Source organism: Azospirillum lipoferum 4B, assembly GCF_000283655.1.
Lineage (GTDB): Bacteria > Pseudomonadota > Alphaproteobacteria > Azospirillales > Azospirillaceae > Azospirillum > Azospirillum lipoferum_C.
Map to the genome: position 1 here is coordinate 2,512,056 of NC_016622.1, position 14,814 is coordinate 2,526,869.

At 67.4% G+C, this 14,814-nt stretch carries 16 protein-coding genes; 6 read left to right on the forward strand and 10 right to left on the reverse strand.

What is annotated here, in order from left to right:
• Positions 1-35 precede the first annotated feature (35 nt).
• The 7 genes from AZOLI_RS11595 to AZOLI_RS11625 all read right to left on the reverse strand — a co-directional run bounded on the left by AZOLI_RS11595 (position 36) and on the right by AZOLI_RS11625 (position 5,127).
• Entirely contained in the window at positions 36-515 is a 480-nt protein-coding gene (locus tag AZOLI_RS11595) for a DsrE family protein (RefSeq protein WP_014248835.1), read from the reverse strand.
• A gap of 34 nt (positions 516-549) precedes the next feature.
• Positions 550-1,338 (reverse strand): HesA/MoeB/ThiF family protein, encoded by a 789-nt coding sequence (locus AZOLI_RS11600; protein ID WP_044550077.1) that lies wholly within the window; start codon positions 1,336-1,338, stop codon positions 550-552.
• Between the two features lie 92 nt (positions 1,339-1,430).
• Positions 1,431-2,222, reverse strand: a complete 792-nt coding sequence (locus AZOLI_RS11605) for a hypothetical protein (RefSeq protein ID WP_014248837.1) — start codon at positions 2,220-2,222, stop codon at positions 1,431-1,433.
• 152 nt (positions 2,223-2,374) lie between these two features.
• A complete protein-coding gene (cysK, locus tag AZOLI_RS11610; protein ID WP_014248838.1) occupies positions 2,375-3,334 on the reverse strand; it encodes a cysteine synthase A in 960 nt (319 codons plus the stop codon).
• Positions 3,335-3,499: 165 nt separating this feature from the next.
• Positions 3,500-3,955: an RrF2 family transcriptional regulator gene (locus tag AZOLI_RS11615; protein WP_014248839.1), complete on the reverse strand. Its 456-nt coding sequence runs from the start codon at positions 3,953-3,955 to the stop codon at positions 3,500-3,502.
• Positions 3,956-4,191: 236 nt separating this feature from the next.
• Positions 4,192-4,485, reverse strand: coding sequence for a DUF2218 domain-containing protein (locus tag AZOLI_RS11620; protein ID WP_014248840.1), 294 nt, complete (start codon positions 4,483-4,485; stop codon positions 4,192-4,194).
• Positions 4,486-4,503: 18 nt separating this feature from the next.
• A complete protein-coding gene (locus AZOLI_RS11625; protein ID WP_014248841.1) occupies positions 4,504-5,127 on the reverse strand; it encodes a PadR family transcriptional regulator in 624 nt (207 codons plus the stop codon).
• A 195-nt stretch (positions 5,128-5,322) separates the two neighbouring features.
• Between AZOLI_RS11625 and AZOLI_RS11630 the strand changes: the two genes are divergently transcribed.
• The 6 genes from AZOLI_RS11630 to AZOLI_RS11655 all read left to right on the forward strand — a co-directional run bounded on the left by AZOLI_RS11630 (position 5,323) and on the right by AZOLI_RS11655 (position 12,125).
• Positions 5,323-7,266 (forward strand): hypothetical protein, encoded by a 1,944-nt coding sequence (locus AZOLI_RS11630; protein WP_014248842.1) that lies wholly within the window; start codon positions 5,323-5,325, stop codon positions 7,264-7,266.
• Between the two features lie 51 nt (positions 7,267-7,317).
• Complete coding sequence (gene trxB, locus AZOLI_RS11635) at positions 7,318-8,322, forward strand: thioredoxin-disulfide reductase (RefSeq protein ID WP_014248843.1); 1,005 nt, start codon at positions 7,318-7,320, stop codon at positions 8,320-8,322.
• Between the two features lie 233 nt (positions 8,323-8,555).
• Entirely contained in the window at positions 8,556-9,566 is a 1,011-nt protein-coding gene (locus AZOLI_RS11640) for an ABC transporter permease (protein WP_014248844.1), read from the forward strand.
• Positions 9,563-10,483 carry a nickel transporter permease gene (gene nikC / locus AZOLI_RS11645; RefSeq protein ID WP_014248845.1) on the forward strand — a complete coding sequence of 307 codons (921 nt, stop codon included), beginning with the start codon at positions 9,563-9,565 and terminating at the stop codon, positions 10,481-10,483. The genes AZOLI_RS11640 and nikC overlap by 4 nt, the downstream gene beginning before the upstream one ends.
• A 2-nt stretch (positions 10,484-10,485) precedes the next feature.
• Positions 10,486-11,343 carry an ABC transporter ATP-binding protein gene (locus AZOLI_RS11650; protein ID WP_014248846.1) on the forward strand — a complete coding sequence of 286 codons (858 nt, stop codon included), beginning with the start codon at positions 10,486-10,488 and terminating at the stop codon, positions 11,341-11,343.
• A 2-nt stretch (positions 11,344-11,345) separates the two neighbouring features.
• Positions 11,346-12,125, forward strand: coding sequence for an ABC transporter ATP-binding protein (locus AZOLI_RS11655; protein ID WP_014248847.1), 780 nt, complete (start codon positions 11,346-11,348; stop codon positions 12,123-12,125).
• A 22-nt stretch (positions 12,126-12,147) separates the two neighbouring features.
• Here the strand turns inward: AZOLI_RS11655 and AZOLI_RS11660 are convergent, their stop codons facing one another.
• The 3 genes from AZOLI_RS11660 to AZOLI_RS11670 are packed head-to-tail and all read right to left on the reverse strand — an operon-like array spanning position 12,148 to position 14,619.
• Positions 12,148-12,393 (reverse strand): helix-turn-helix domain-containing protein, encoded by a 246-nt coding sequence (locus AZOLI_RS11660; RefSeq protein ID WP_014248848.1) that lies wholly within the window; start codon positions 12,391-12,393, stop codon positions 12,148-12,150.
• A gap of 31 nt (positions 12,394-12,424) precedes the next feature.
• Entirely contained in the window at positions 12,425-12,700 is a 276-nt protein-coding gene (locus tag AZOLI_RS11665; protein WP_014248849.1) for a BrnT family toxin, read from the reverse strand.
• A gap of 50 nt (positions 12,701-12,750) precedes the next feature.
• The gene (locus AZOLI_RS11670) at positions 12,751-14,619 is read right to left on the reverse strand and encodes a GGDEF domain-containing protein (RefSeq protein WP_014248850.1); all 1,869 of its coding nucleotides are present in this window, start codon (positions 14,617-14,619) and stop codon (positions 12,751-12,753) included.
• Between the last annotated feature and the right edge of the window lie 195 nt (positions 14,620-14,814).

A 14,814-nucleotide genomic window follows, 5' to 3' on the forward strand; every position in this document is an offset into this window, starting at 1 on the left:
CGCCAGATCGGATGAACAGATTTGGAGAATGGGGGTCAGATGAACAGCATGGCGCCGCCCTTGGGCGCGTCGTTCAGGAAGGTGACGACGCCGCCGGTGGAGACCGGCACGTCGGCGCGCAGCTGCACGCCCTGCGGCAGGCCTAGGGCCCGCAGCCCCATCTCGCAGGCCATCACCGTCACGCCCATGGCGACGCAGGCCTCCAGCAGTTCCTCGAAGGTGGCGAGGCCGTGGGTGGCGAAATAACGGTCGCGCGCCACCGGCGAGCTGCCGTCGTCGGCCGGGTCCAGATCGTGCCAGCCCAGCACCCCCGGCTCGCTCTCATGCACCAGGGCGCGGAGCGCACGGCCGGTGAAGAACAGCGTGACCTTGCGGTTGGTGGCCGCCGCGGCGCTGGCCATCACCAGCGCGTAATGGACGCGGTCGAAGCCGCCGGCGAACAGGACGATCGACAGGGCCGAGGTGCTCTCGGCCAAAGTGCTCTCGGCCGAAGACTGCGACATGGTGGTGGACATGGTGGGCCGCCTCCCGTCTTTCCCGCCGCGCCCGTCAGTGGACGGAGAGGTCGTGGATGGTCGGATGATCGCCGCAAAGTGCGCAGTCGGGATCCCGCTTGATGGCGATGCGCTGATAGGACGCATAGAGCGTGTCCATCATCAGCAGGCTGCCCGACAGGCTTTCGCCCAATCCCAGCAGTTCCTTCAGCACCTCCGTCGCCTGCAGCGAGCCGACGAAGCCGGCCAGCGCCCCCAGCACCCCGCCTTCCGAGCAGGACGGTACGGTGCCGCGCGGCGGCGGTTCCGGGAACAGGCAGCGATAGCAGGGGTGCGGCGCGCCCAGATGGGCCTTGAAGGTGCTCAGCTGCCCATCGAAGCGCAGGATCGCCGCCGACACCAGCGTCTTGCCGGCCAGAAAGCAGGCGTCGTTCAGCAGGAAGCGCGTGGCGAAATTGTCCGACCCGTCGGCGACCAGATCGTAGCCGCCGATCAGGTCCATCGCATTGTCGCGGTTCAGCCGCATCCGGTGGGCTTCCACCCGGACATCGGGGTTCAGCGCATGGATGCGGGCGGCGGCGCTCTCCACCTTCGGGTGGCCGAGCGTCGATTCGTCATGGATCACCTGCCGCTGCAGGTTCGACAGGTCGACCGTGTCGTCATCGACGATGCCGATGGTGCCGACACCGGCCGCCGCCAGATAGAGAAGCAGGGGCGCGCCAAGGCCGCCGGCGCCGACGACCAGCACCTTGGATCGCAAAAGCCGCTCCTGCCCGATGCCGCCGACTTCCGGCAGCACGATGTGGCGGGAATAGCGGTGAAGCTGGGTGTCCGTGAAGTCCATGGCCGGTAGCATAGCGCAAGGAGGCGCCATTGCGGCAACATTCGATGCGGCATTTTTCAATCCGCGGAGACGGGACCGCGGGCCGGAAATCGTCAGGCGGTGGTGGAGGTGGTCTTCGCTTCCGACGCCCATTGCCGCAACCGGGTCTGGCGTTCGCGCAGCGTCTTGGAGATGGCGCTTTCCTGGTTCAGGCCCGCGTCGGACAGCTCCGTGTTGCGCGGCACGAGGTTCAGCATGAAATCGGTCGGCGACTTCAAATTCGACGGCGGGACCACCACCATCGTGTATTGGCCGGGCTCCAGCTTGTAGGTCGGCTTCTGCAGGAATGACTGCTGGGAATCGGGCTTGCCCGAGTCGCTGGCGGCGACGACCTTGCCGTCCTTGTCCATCATCGCCCAACGCGTGTTGGGAAGCGATATGTTGGCGGTGAAGCTGCCGCCCTGCAGGACGTTGAAGGTGTGCTTCTGCACGCCGGTGTCGCCGTTGCCCGGCGGCTGGGCAGTGCCCTTCAGCGTCGCGCCGGCTCCCGTCACCAGGATGTTCTGCCGTTCCGTGACGTCCAGCGAATAATCGCGCACGCCCGCCGCCCGGTTGGCCTGCGAAATGGTCGCCGTGTAGGTGCCCGGCCCCAGCCGCGCGGTGGCGTCCGACGCCGATTCCTTCGACCGGATGGTCGTAACCACCTCGTTGCGGTCGTTGCGGATCTCGACGTTGGTGAAGGTGTTGTTGACCTTGAAATTGAACTCGCCGGCCTTGCTGACCGTGAAGGTCTGGGTGTCGGCATTGGCCCCGTCGGCACCGATCTTGGTCGTCTGCCCCTTGAGCTGCGAGAAGGAGCTGCTCGACAGGTTCGGGACATAGGTGGCGGCGGTCACATCCGACATGGCGGTCACTCCCCGGCGGCGCGGACGGAAATTGCTCTGCTGACGCCGGAGAGAATAGCGTAAACCGCCAATTCCGTCAAATTTCGCGCCGGAATTTCGCGGATAGGCTGCGGAGCGGGGACGGCAATGCTCCCGCTCCGCAGCGTCGGCGGTTACTCCAACCCTTCGAACAGGGCGGTCGACAGGTAACGCTCGGCGAAGGAGGGCAGGATCACGACGATCTGCTTGCCCGCATTCTCCGGACGGGCGCCGACCTCCAGCGCCGCGGCGAGCGCCGCACCCGACGAGATGCCGACCGGGACGCCTTCCAGGCGGGCGACCTTGCGGGCGGTTTCGAAGGCACGCTGGTTGGAGATGCGGACCACCTCGTCGATCAGCTCCTTCTTCAGGATGTCGGGAACGAAGCCGGCGCCGATGCCCTGGATCTTGTGCGGACCCGGCATGCCGCCGGACAGGACGGGGCTGTCCTCCGGCTCCACCGCCACCGCCTTGAAGCTGGGCTTGCGCGACTTGAGGACCTCGGCGGTGCCGGTCAGGGTGCCGCCGGTGCCGACGCCGGAGATCAGGAAATCGACCTGACCGTCGGTGTCCTTCCAGATCTCCTCCGCCGTGGTGGCGCGGTGGACAGCCGGGTTGGCGGTGTTCTTGAACTGCTGCAGCAGGTAGGCGTTCGGGTCGGCGGCCAGGATCTCCTCAGCCTTGCGGATGGCGCCCTTCATGCCTTCCGACGCCGGGGTCAGCACCAGCTCGGCACCCAGCAGCTTCAGCATCTTGCGCCGCTCGACCGACATGCTTTCCGGCATGGTCAGGATCAGCTTGTAGCCCTTGGCGGCGGCGACGAAGGCCAGCGCGATGCCGGTGTTGCCGGAGGTGGGCTCGACCAGCGTCGTGCGGCCGGGGGCGATGGTGCCGGCGGCCTCCGCGGCATCGATCATGGCGCGGCCGATGCGGTCCTTGACGCTGGCCAGCGGGTTGAAGAACTCCAGCTTGCCGATGATCTGGGCCTCGACCCCGGCATCCTCGGCGAGGCGGTTCAGCCGCACCAGCGGCGTGGCGCCGATCGTGTCGAGGATGCTGTCATAGATCTTGCCACGGAATTCGGGTGCAGCCATGATTCCACCTCTGAGATTTGTGTTATATGTAAGTTCAACACCCCAGGCCGAGCATTATCCAGCGCGGGTGGCCTGTCAAACGGGAAGTAGGGTTCAAACGGGAAGTGGGGTCTCCGGGCCGTCCGTACGACCCCGCCGATTTCGGTTGAAGCCCCAGCCGGAGCATCAGATCGTGAAGTCGATCCGGTCCTCGGTTTCGCTTTCCACCCCGGCGCGTCGGGCGCGCATGCACAGATCCTCGACCGTGATGGTGTCGAGCTTCGCCATGCATTCCTCCTGCAACTCGCCCCACAGCGGACGCACGACCTGATGGCCGAGGATGGAGCCCGCCGGCTCTTCGATGGGATCCGTTGCGGTCTCCATGGCGCGGACCACCCGCACGATCTCGCCCAGCGTGATCCGCCGCCGCTCGCGCGCCAGCCGATAGCCGCCGCGCGGCCCCCGCACCCCGGCCAGCACGCCTTCGCGCACCAGCTGCTGCAGCACCTGCTCCAGGTAACGCTTCGGGATGCCCTGGCGCCGGGTGATCTCCCCGGACTGCACCGGCTCGGTGCCCGCGTTGTAGGCGATGTCGAGGACCGCCTCGATGGCGAACATCAGCTTCTTGGAGATGCGGAGCATCACGAGCGACTCCCGGTGTTCTGACTGTGCGTGCCGCGGCAGCAAGGAAACCGGCGGATCCCGGCGGCACCGGCCTCGTACCGGCCCGCCGGTGGAAACGCCGTCATCTCCCCCAGTTCCGCCTGTTGGTTTAGAGGCGTTTTACACCTCAGATGCGGGAATTCACAACAGGATTTGTCGCAGACAGACTCGGGAAAAGCTCTCCTACACACAGGTCACGCCCGGTGGGGCGGGCGTCACGATACGGCGGCCCAGGCCACCTCCCCCAGATCCTCGCGGAAGGCGAAGCGCTTCAGATGGTCGATGACCACCCCCTGCAGGCGCTCCAGCTGTTCGGCATCCTCCATCTCGATGGTCAGCGTCAACCCTTCGGCATCCGCCGCCATCCGGCAACGGCGGTCGGGAGAGAAGGGCACCAGACCCTGGTTCTCGTCATAGGCGACCTCGAACTTGTGCGCCCAGTGCTTGCACAGCTGGGTCATGTAGCGGCGGCCGTTGGGCGTCGCGATGCGGGCGGTCGATGCGATCATGGTCTTCTTCTCCTCCAATCAGGTCCGTTCGACCGCGCGGGCGGCGGCGTCGATGGCCTCGGCGATGGCCTGGGTCTGCTCCGCCGTCAGGTCGCCACGCGACAACCGCAGCCGCAGGGCCAGCTTGAAATTCTCGACGGCGCGGACGATCTGCGGCGAGGATTCGCGCTGCTGGCGGGCCTTGGCGTGGGCGATCCGCTCGCGCACCGCGGCCACGGCGGGCTCCGCCGCCTTCAGCGCCTCCGTCCCTTCGGGCGTGATCTCGTAGAGCTTCTTGTTGCCTTCCGTCGAACCGACGCGGATGTGGCCCTGCTCCTCCAACAGGGTCAGCGTCGGGTAGACGACGCCGGGGCTGGGGCTGTAGGCGCCACCGACCATCTCCTCGATGGTCTTGATCAGGTCATAGCCAGAGCGCGGCTTCTCCGCGATCAGCCAGGACAGGACGAGGCGCAGGTCGCCATGGTCGAAGACGCGCCGCTCTCCCCGGCCGCCCCGCCCCCCGCCGAAGCCGCCACCCCGACCGCCGCCGAAGCCTTCCCAACCGCCGCGATGCCCGTGGCGGCCGCGCCCGTCCGGCGCCTCGTCGTCGAAGTCCGGACGTGAAAAACGGCGCCCGCGACCATGAAACAGATGCCGAAGCATGGAACCCTCTCTTGATGCAGTTTCGATATAACGAAAACTTAGATATATCGAAACCCGCTCTTTGACAAGGGGGTGCATTCGGGTGGCCGCACAGGCGCCCCGGCTAACCGCCGCCTCCTGCAAATCACTGTCGCCCGCCCGGCCGAAGGGGCTATAACCAACGCCCTGGCTTTGCTTTCGCGCGTGTGTGCCCTGATGCCCCTTCGGATCGAGACCTTTTCCAACGTCACCGGCGGTTCCAGCTTCTTCAAGGCGGTGGGCCATCCGCTGGCGGCACCCAAGGCAGCGATCCTGATATCGCGGCTGGCCTCATACGGCCCGGTGGCCGTCTATGACCCGCTGGGCCTGCTGTCGGGGCTGGCGGAGTTCTATGACCTGTCGGCGGTGCCGGTTTGCGGCATCTATGTCCAGGACGTGGAGCAGGTGGGCAAGGAGGTGTTCGGCCACGCGGCCCGCCCGGTGACCGACCTGCCGTCCAGCGGCGCCCGCACCGTCTTCATCGTCGCCTTCGATTCGCAGCGCTTGGAAGGCCACATCGCGCATCTGATCCCGAAACAGGCCGGCGTCGTCTCGCTGGACGCCATGCGCGTGCCGGAAGACATGCTGAACGACCCCGGCCATTACCTGTCGAAGTTCAACTGGGCGACCAATTTCGCCTGGTTCCGCGACGGCGACGGCCATCATACCCGCGTGGTGTCGGCCAACTACTGGCCGCGCTACGGCGCCAAGGGCACCCGGCTGTGGGCCTGCCTGTTCGATGGCGAGGGCCGCCCGATCGCCGACTGGACGGAGCCGATGCCGCCGACCGACGGCACCGTGGCGATCGACAGCCGGCAGGTGCGCGAGCGCTTCAACCTGTCCCCCTTCTGCGGCTCGCTGTTCCTGCACGTCATCGGCGCCGCCGGGCACGACGTGGTCAAATACGCCCTCGACACCTATGGCGACGACGACACGGTGCTGTCCTGCACCCACGACGCCAACGCCTGGCCGGCCGATCTCTATGCCGGCCTGCCCGCCCCGCGCGAGGGAGAGCGGGTGTCGTTGTGGATCCAGAACAGTCACCCGACGCCGATCCCGGCCGGCGCCGTCGGTCTGAACCTGATGGGGTCGCCGGAGATCCGCGTGCTCGACCGCGCCATCCCCGCCTTCGCCACCGTCGAGCTGGACACCGCCAGCCTGTTCCCCGAAGCGCGCTGGCCCCAACAGTTCGAGGTACAGGCTGGCAAGCATTTCGTTCGCCCGCGTTACGAGATCGTCGCCGCCGACGGCCGCCGCCGCATGGCCCACGCCAATGTGGAACGCACCGATCTGAAGCCGGACCCCAAGCTGCCGCTGCTGACCGGCGGCGCCGTGGACAAGGGCGTGGTCGGCAAGGGTCACATCCTGCCGGCGCCGCTGCTGCCGATGGGCCGCTGGCGCACCATTCTGCTGCCGACGCCGATGAGCACGGCGCAGACCGAACTGCCGGTGAAGGCCGTGGTCTATGACCGCAACGGCGCCGCGGTGGCGGAACACCGGTTCGGCAATCTCAAGCGTTCCGACAGCAGGGCACTGGACGTCACCGGGCTGGTCGCCGACAGGACGGTCATCGATAAACTAGGGGTCGATGGCTGGGGCCATGTCGAACTGGTCTATGATTTCGAAGCCGGAACGATTGCCGACGGCTGGCTGCACGCGCTGATCCGTTACGAGGACGTAAGGACCGGCCATGTGGCGGAGACCAGCTTCGGCAGCCATATGTTCAACATGGCGATGGTCTATCGCGACGAACCGCAGAGCTACCATGGCCGCCCGCCCGGCCTGTCGACCCGCCTGTTCCTGCGGTTGGGCACCGACCCGTGGGATACGCTCTGCCACCTCGTCTACCCAGCCTCGACGCAATGGCATGCCCTGTCCGACACCAAGCTGATCCTGCGCCGCCGCGACGGCGTGGAGGTGGCGCGGAAGCGGCTGGAAATCCCCTGCGGCGGCTCACGTTTCTGGCGCTATCACGAGATGTTTTCGGAAGCGGAACGGATTGCGGCGGACGATCATGCCTATGTGCTGATCCGCGACACCACCTGCCGCCTGTTCGGCTACCATGGCTGCCTTGCTGCCGGTGAAAGCGCCTTCAGCCTCGACCATATGTTCGGTTTCTAGAACCGTTCCAATCGCAAACTCCCTTCTGCCGATCACTGCGGGATCAGACCCATGGCCACCACGCACCACACCAAGGTCCTCATCATCGGCGCCGGCCCGGCCGGCTACACCGCCGCCATCTATGCCGCGCGCGCCAATCTGGAACCGCTGATGGTCCAGGGCATGCAGCCGGGCGGCCAGCTGATGATCACCACCGATGTGGAGAATTTCCCCGGCTTCGCCGATCCGATCCAGGGCCCCTGGCTGATGGAGCAGATGCAGAAGCAGGCGGAGCATGTCGGGACGAAGATGGTGTTCGACCTGATCACCGACGTCGACTTCACCCGGCGCCCCTTCGTCTGCAAGGGCGACAGCGGCGACACCTACACCGCCGACAGCGTCATCATCGCCACCGGCGCCCAGGCGCGCTGGCTCGGCATCTCGACGGAAGAGATCTATCGCGGCTTCGGCGTGTCGGCCTGCGCCACCTGCGACGGCTTCTTCTTCCGCGGCAAGGAGGTGGCGGTCATCGGCGGCGGCAACTCCGCTGTCGAGGAGGCTCTGTACCTGACCAACCACGCCTCCAAGGTGACGGTCATCCACCGCCGCAACAGCTTCCGCGCCGAACGCATCATGCAGGACCGCCTGTTCCGCCACCCGAAGATCGAGGTGGTGTGGGACAGCACGGTCGAGGAGATCGTCGGCGAGGGCGACGGGACGATGGGCAACCCGCGCGCCGTCACCGGCGTGCGCATCAAGAACGTCAAGTCGGGCGAGGAGCGCGTCATTCCGGTGGCCGGCGTCTTCGTCGCCATCGGCCATGTGCCGGCGACCGGCATCTTCCAGGGCAAGGTGAAGATGGACGACTCGGGCTACATCCTCACCGCCCCCGATTCGACCGCCACCGACATTCCCGGCGTCTTCGCCGCCGGCGACGTGAAGGACAAGATCTACCGCCAGGCGGTCACCGCCGCCGGCATGGGCTGCATGGCCGCGCTGGAGGCCGAGCGCTGGCTCGCCCACCACGAACCGGCCGCCGGTGCCCATGGCGATCCCAGCCCGGCGGGGACCTGGTGAGCTGAGGGTTAAGTTCAAGCGGCGGATGCCCCCTCCCTAACCCTCCCCCGCTGGGCGGGGGAGGGAACTCCGCCGCTATGCGCCCCCCCCTCTCCCGCGAAGCGGGGGAGGGTCGGGGAGGGGGCAAGCGGCGCACCCGCAGCAACCCCCTCCATATCCCCTATGCCCTTGACGGGCTTTGCACAAAGCCCCGACTGTGATTCCCTTGGCGTTCGAACCGCGAGGGAGTCCTCTTGCCTACGCTGAAACGCGGCCTGACCCTGCTGGTCACGGTGGCCGTCACCCTGCTGGGCCTGCTGCTGGTCACCTTCCTGATCGGGCGCGTGGTGCCGATCGATCCGGTCCTGTCGGCGCTCGGCGACCGCGCCAATGCCGAGAGCTATGCGCAGATGCGCACGCAGCTGGGCCTCGACCTGCCGCTGTGGCAGCAGTTCCTGCGCTATGTCGGCGACGTGGCTCAAGGCGACCTCGGCACCTCGGTGCTGACCTCCCGCCCGGTGCTGGAGGATGTGATGCGCGTCTTCCCGGCGACGCTGGAACTGGCGACGGTCGCCGCCATCGTGGGAGCGGTGCTGGGCATCCCCGCCGGGGTGTTTGCCGCCGTCAACCGCGGGCGCTGGCCCGATCATGCCATCCGCCTGCTTGGGCTGCTCGGCCATTCGGTCCCGGTCTTCTGGTTGGGTCTGATGGCATTGCTGCTGTTTTACGCCAAGCTGGACTGGGTGCCGGGGCCGGGGCGGGTCGACATCTTCTATGAGGGGATAGTCGATCAGGTGACCGGCATCGTCACGGTCGACGCCCTGCTGGCCGGCGAAACCGACATCTTCTGGAACGCGGTGGGGCATCTGGTTCTGCCCTCGGCCATCCTCGGCTTGTATTGCGTCGCCTACATCGCGCGGATGACGCGCGGCTTCATGCTGGACCAGCTGCGTCAGGAATACATCACCACCGCACGGGTGAAGGGCCTGTCGGAGACCCGCGTGGTCTGGGGCCATGCGCTGCGCAACATCACCGTGCCGCTGATCACCGTCATCGCCCTGTCCTATGCCAGTTTGCTGGAAGGCTCGGTGCTGACCGAGACGGTGTTCGCCTGGCCCGGCCTGGGGCTCTACATCACCAATTCGCTGCTCAGCGCCGACATGAACGCGGTGCTGGGCGGGACGCTGGTGGTCGGCGCCGTCTTCATCGCGCTGAACCTGCTGTCCGACCTGCTCTACCGCCTTCTGGATCCCCGGGCCCGATGACCGCGCGCACCGACACCCGATCCGCCGGCTGGCGCGACTGGCTGACCACCGACACGCCGCAGTCCCGTGCGCAGGCCCGGCTGGGCCGCGCCTGGGCCGGCTGGACCGCCTTCCGCCGCAACCGTCTGGCCGTCGCCGGGCTGCTGATCGTGCTGGCCCTGGTCGTCGTCGCGGCACTGGCCCCGGTTCTGGCGCCCTACCACCCCTATGCCCAGGATCTGAACAACCGGCTGCTGCCGCCGAGCGCCGCCCATTGGCTGGGCACCGACGCCTTCGGCCGCGACATCCTCTCCCGCCTGATCCACGGCGCTCGGCTGACCTTGATGATCGTCGCGCTGGTGGCGGCGACGGCACCGCTGGCCGGGCTGGTGATCGGCACGGTCGCCGGCTATTTCGGCGGCTGGGTCGATACCGTGCTGATGCGCATCACCGACATCGCTCTCGCCTTCCCGAAGCTGATCCTGGCGCTGGCCTTCGTCGCCGCGCTCGGTCCCGGCATCGAGAATGCGGTGATCGCCATCGCCATCACCTCCTGGCCGCCCTATGCCCGCATGGCGCGGGCGGAGACGCTGACCGTCCGCCGCGCCGACTTCATCAGCGCCGCCCGGCTGCAGGGCGCGTCCAGCCTGCGCATCATCCTGGGCCACATCATGCCGCTGTGCGTCGCTTCGCTTATCGTGCGGACAACGCTGGACATGGCCGGGGTGATCCTGACCGCCGCCGGCCTCGGCTTCCTCGGCCTCGGCGCCCAACCGCCGCTGCCGGAATGGGGGGCGATGATCGCCAACGGCCGGCAATATGTGCTGGAACAATGGTGGGTCGCCGCCATGCCAGGATTCGCCATCTTCATCGTCAGCCTGGGCTTCAACCTGCTGGGCGACGGGCTGCGCGACGTGCTGGACCCGAAGGGGGACTGACGATGACGGACAACACGCCCCTGCTGGACGTCTCCAACCTCCGCGTCGCCTTCCCCACCCGCACCGGCATGGCCGAGGCGGTGCGCGGCGTCTCCTTCACGCTGGGGCGGGAGAAGCTGGGCATCGTCGGCGAATCGGGATCCGGCAAGTCGATGACCGGCCGTTCCATCCTGCGCCTCGTGCCGCCGCCGGGGCGTGTCACCGCCGACCGGCTGGCCTTCAACGGCGAGGATCTGCTGGCGGCGTCGCCCAGGCGGATGCGCGACATCCGCGGCCGGCGCATCGCCATTGTGATGCAGGATCCGAAATACTCGCTGAACCCGGTGATGACCGTCGGGCGCCAGATCGCCGAGGCCTACCGCGTCCACAGCAAGGCCGGCGCGGCGGAAGCCAAGCGCCGCGCACTGGAGATGCTGGCCGCCGTGCGCATCCGCGATCCCGAGCGGGTCTATGACCGCTACCCGCACGAGGTGTCGGGCGGCATGGGCCAGCGCATCATGATCGCGATGATGCTGATCCCCGATCCCGACCTGCTGATCGCCGACGAGCCGACCTCCGCGCTCGACGTCACCGTGCAGATGCAGGTGCTGGCGATCCTGGACGACCTCTGTTCCCAGCGCGGCATGGGCATGATCTTCGTCAGCCACGACCTGAACCTCGTCGCCTCCTTCTGCGACCGCATCCTGATCATGTATGCCGGCCGGGTGGTGGAGAGTTGCCGCGCGTCGGAACTGCACGCGGCGCAGCACCCCTACACCCGCGGCCTGCTGGCCAGCCTGCCCAGGATCGACGAGCCACCCGGCGACCTGCCGGTGCTGAGCCGCGATCCCGCCTGGTCGGCCGATGGGCTGGAGGCGTAAGGATGATGATCGATATCCAGGACCTGCAGGTCCGCTTCGGTCAGGGCGCGGACGCCGTCACCGCCGTGGACGGCGTCACCCTGTCGGTGCGGGAGGGGGAAAGCTTCGGACTGGTCGGCGAGTCCGGCTCCGGCAAATCCACCGTCCTGCGTGCGGTCAGCGGCCTGAACGACGAGTGGACCGGCCGCATCGCCGTCGCCGGCACGGAGCAGGGACCGAAACGCCAGAAGGGGTTCTATAAACTCTGCCAGATGGTGTTCCAGGACCCCTACGGCTCCCTGCACCCGCGCCACACGGTGGACCGCATCCTGGCCGAACCCATCGCCATCCACGGGCTGGGCGATGCCGACGCGCGCATCGACCGGGTGCTGCGCGATGTCGGGCTTGGCCCCTCCTTCCGTTTCCGCTATCCGCACCAGCTGTCGGGCGGCCAGCGCCAGCGCGTCGCCATCGCCCGCGCCCTGGTGCTGGAGCCCCGCGTCCTGCTGCTGGACGAGCCGACCTCGGCGCTCGATGTGTCGGTCCAGGCGGAGATCCTGAACCTGCTGCGCCGCCTGCGGGCCGAGCATGGCCTGACCATGGTGCTGGTCACCCACAACCTCGCCGTCGTCGCCAATTTGTGCGACCGGCTGGCGGTGATGAACCGCGGCCGGCTGGTGGAGGAGATGACGGTGGAGGAACTGCGCCGCGGCGCCGCGCGCGAGCCCTACACCCTGCAGCTCCTGCGCGCCAGCCAGGGCTACGACCGCGCGACGGCGGAAAGCTTCCGGGATTATGCGTGAGGGAAGCGCCCCCGGTTTGCCATCACTCGGCCGCCAGAACCTGGGCAACCATGTCGGGTTGCTTTTCGATGACGCGCAGGTAGGACGCAACCGCGGCATCCGGCTCCCGCCGCCCCTGCTCCCACTCCTGTAGCGTGCGCAGCGGAATACCGAAACGCTCGGCGAACGCCTCCTGCGACAGACCGGTCGAACGGCGAACCCGCTTCGCCAAGGGCGGATGCCGCATGGCGGCGAGTTGCTCATCGGTGAAGGTTTCGTGGTCGCTCATCGGGATCACCTTAGGTCTAGGATGCCATTGCTCAGAAGTTGGCCTGGAAATAGTGGGCCGCCTCGCGTTTGTCGGCCTCCCGCACTGAAATGAATCTTACCCCCTCGGCACGTTCGGTGTAGGTGACGGCGTAGACCTTGCCATTGATCATGCCCAGCGCGTTGAAGCGCTCCTCACCATAGTCCATGGACAGATCGGGCGCTTCGATCAGATCGCGGTCGCGAAGGACCTCGGCCCCAAAGGACAGGTCCAAGCCGTGCTTGCGGCGGTTGAGCAGGTTCTTGACGGGATCGAAGGGTTCACCCATTGGACTCCACACTACGTCAATGACGGAGTTGGCGCCAGAGGGATATCACATCACCCCAGCCGCACCACGCACAGCTTGTCCTCCGCCCCCTTGGCGGTGGCCTTGTGGTCGGCGATGGCGGCGTTGACGGTGTCCGGAGTCAGCCCGTGGCAGCCGGGCGGGATCACCACGGCCACACCGCTGGCCGCCAGCAGAGGGAAGCGCCGCAGGGCGCCATAGCGGTCCTTTGCCAGGAAGCCGCCGCTGACCCGCGTTTCGGCGTCGTACAGGCTTTCGGCGTCGGAGCGGAACAGGGCCAGCAACTCCACCAGCCGGGCCAGCACGTCACCCTCTTCCCCGCCGCTGACGCCCAGGAAGAAGTCGTCGCCGCCGATATGACCGGCGAAGGCGTCGGCGTCGATGGCCGCCCCGGCGCTGCCGGCCCAGGCCTTCAGCCGCTCGCTGAACATCAGGATGGCGCGGTCGCCCTGGCGGAAGCCGAAATTGTCGTTGAAGGGCTTGAAATTGTCGAAATCCAGATAGGCCAGCACATGGCCGCGTGCACCATCGGCCAGCGCCCCTTCGATGTGGCGCAGGATCGCCGCATTGCCCGGCAGCCGGGTCAGCGGGTTCTGGTCGGTCGCCATCGCCAGATTGCGCTCATGCACCAGCCGCAGCAGCGCGCCGCTCGACAGCACGCCGGCATAGGCGCCGCCCTCCACGATCACGATCCCGTCGGCGGCGGATTCGGTGGAGAAGGCTTCGATCACCCGGTCCAGCGGGGTGGAGATGTCGCAGACCGGGGAGCGGATGACCAGATCGTCCAGCCGGTCGCCCAGGCCGCGATTGCGCAGCAGCTCCCCACCGAAACGTGAATAGACGAACCGCTTCAGGTCGCGCTCGCGGATCAGGCCGAGCGGCCGGTCGTGTTCGTCCACGATGGGCGCGATGGGGGCGCTGCCGTCGCGGCGGAAATAATCCAGCAGCTCGGTCTTGCGCGACGTGACCCGCAGCGGCGGCAGCCGCTCGATCACCTCCGACAGGCGGCGATGCGACTCGCTGGGCTGGCGCCGGTCCTGGCGGTTGAGATCCTCGACGATGGCATAGCGGTTGGGCAGCCCGGTCAAATCCACCCGCGGCCGGGCGATCAGGAAGCCCTGGGCGAAGTCGCAGCCGAGATCGCGGCAGGTGTAGAATTCGGCGACGGTCTCCACCCCCTCCGCCACGATCTGGATGCCCAGCGCATGGGCATGGCCGGCCAGAGCCGCCACCAGCGCCCGCTTGCGCGAATCCGCGTCGATGCCGGCGATGAAGAAGCGGTCGATCTTCACATAGTCGGGCCGCGCCTCGTACAGCGTGCGCAGGCCGGAATGGCCGACGCCGAAATCGTCGATGGCGATGCCGGCCCCGCCATGGCGATAGCGGTCCACCGCCGCATCCACCGCGACGCCGCTGGGCACTGGCCGGCTTTCCGACAGCTCCAGCACGATGCCGCTGTTGCGGGACGCCGTCGGGTCGCGGGCCAGCCAGGGCGAATCGGGCCGGCCGATCAGCCGGGCGTCCAGGTTCAGGAACAGCTTCGCTTCGCTCCAGCCCGCCAGCGCGCGATAGGCGGCAACGGCCTTGGCATGCAGCGCCGTCTCCACCGTCGCCAGCAGTCCGGCAGCCTCGGCGGCGTCCAGCAGCTCTCCGGCATTGGCAAAGCCGGTACGCTCGAACCCGCGCAGCAGCGCCTCATAGCCATGGCAGCGGCCGGACCGCAGCTGGACGATGGGTTGGAAGGCATAGCGCAATGCACCGACTGCCGATGCCCAATCGAACGCCGCGGCATCGCCGTCGATGGAGCGCACGGCATTCCAGCTCGCGCCAAAGGACTCGGCACGGTCGCTATCCGTCAGTCGGGCTTCGGTCCCGGCTTTGGAGGTGGTCAGCACAGTCATCGCTCGGTCCGCCAGCGCCGATCCGGCATAAGATCAACATCCGTTTGTAACAGAGCTTGTTTGCGATTTCATGACCGCAGCGTCACGTTGTTGCGCAACATGCCCTCCCACCGCAAAAGCGGAGGAACAGGCAGGATCGGGATCACCAGCGATCGCAAGCCAACTGTGCACACCATAAAATAGAGTTTCCTTCAC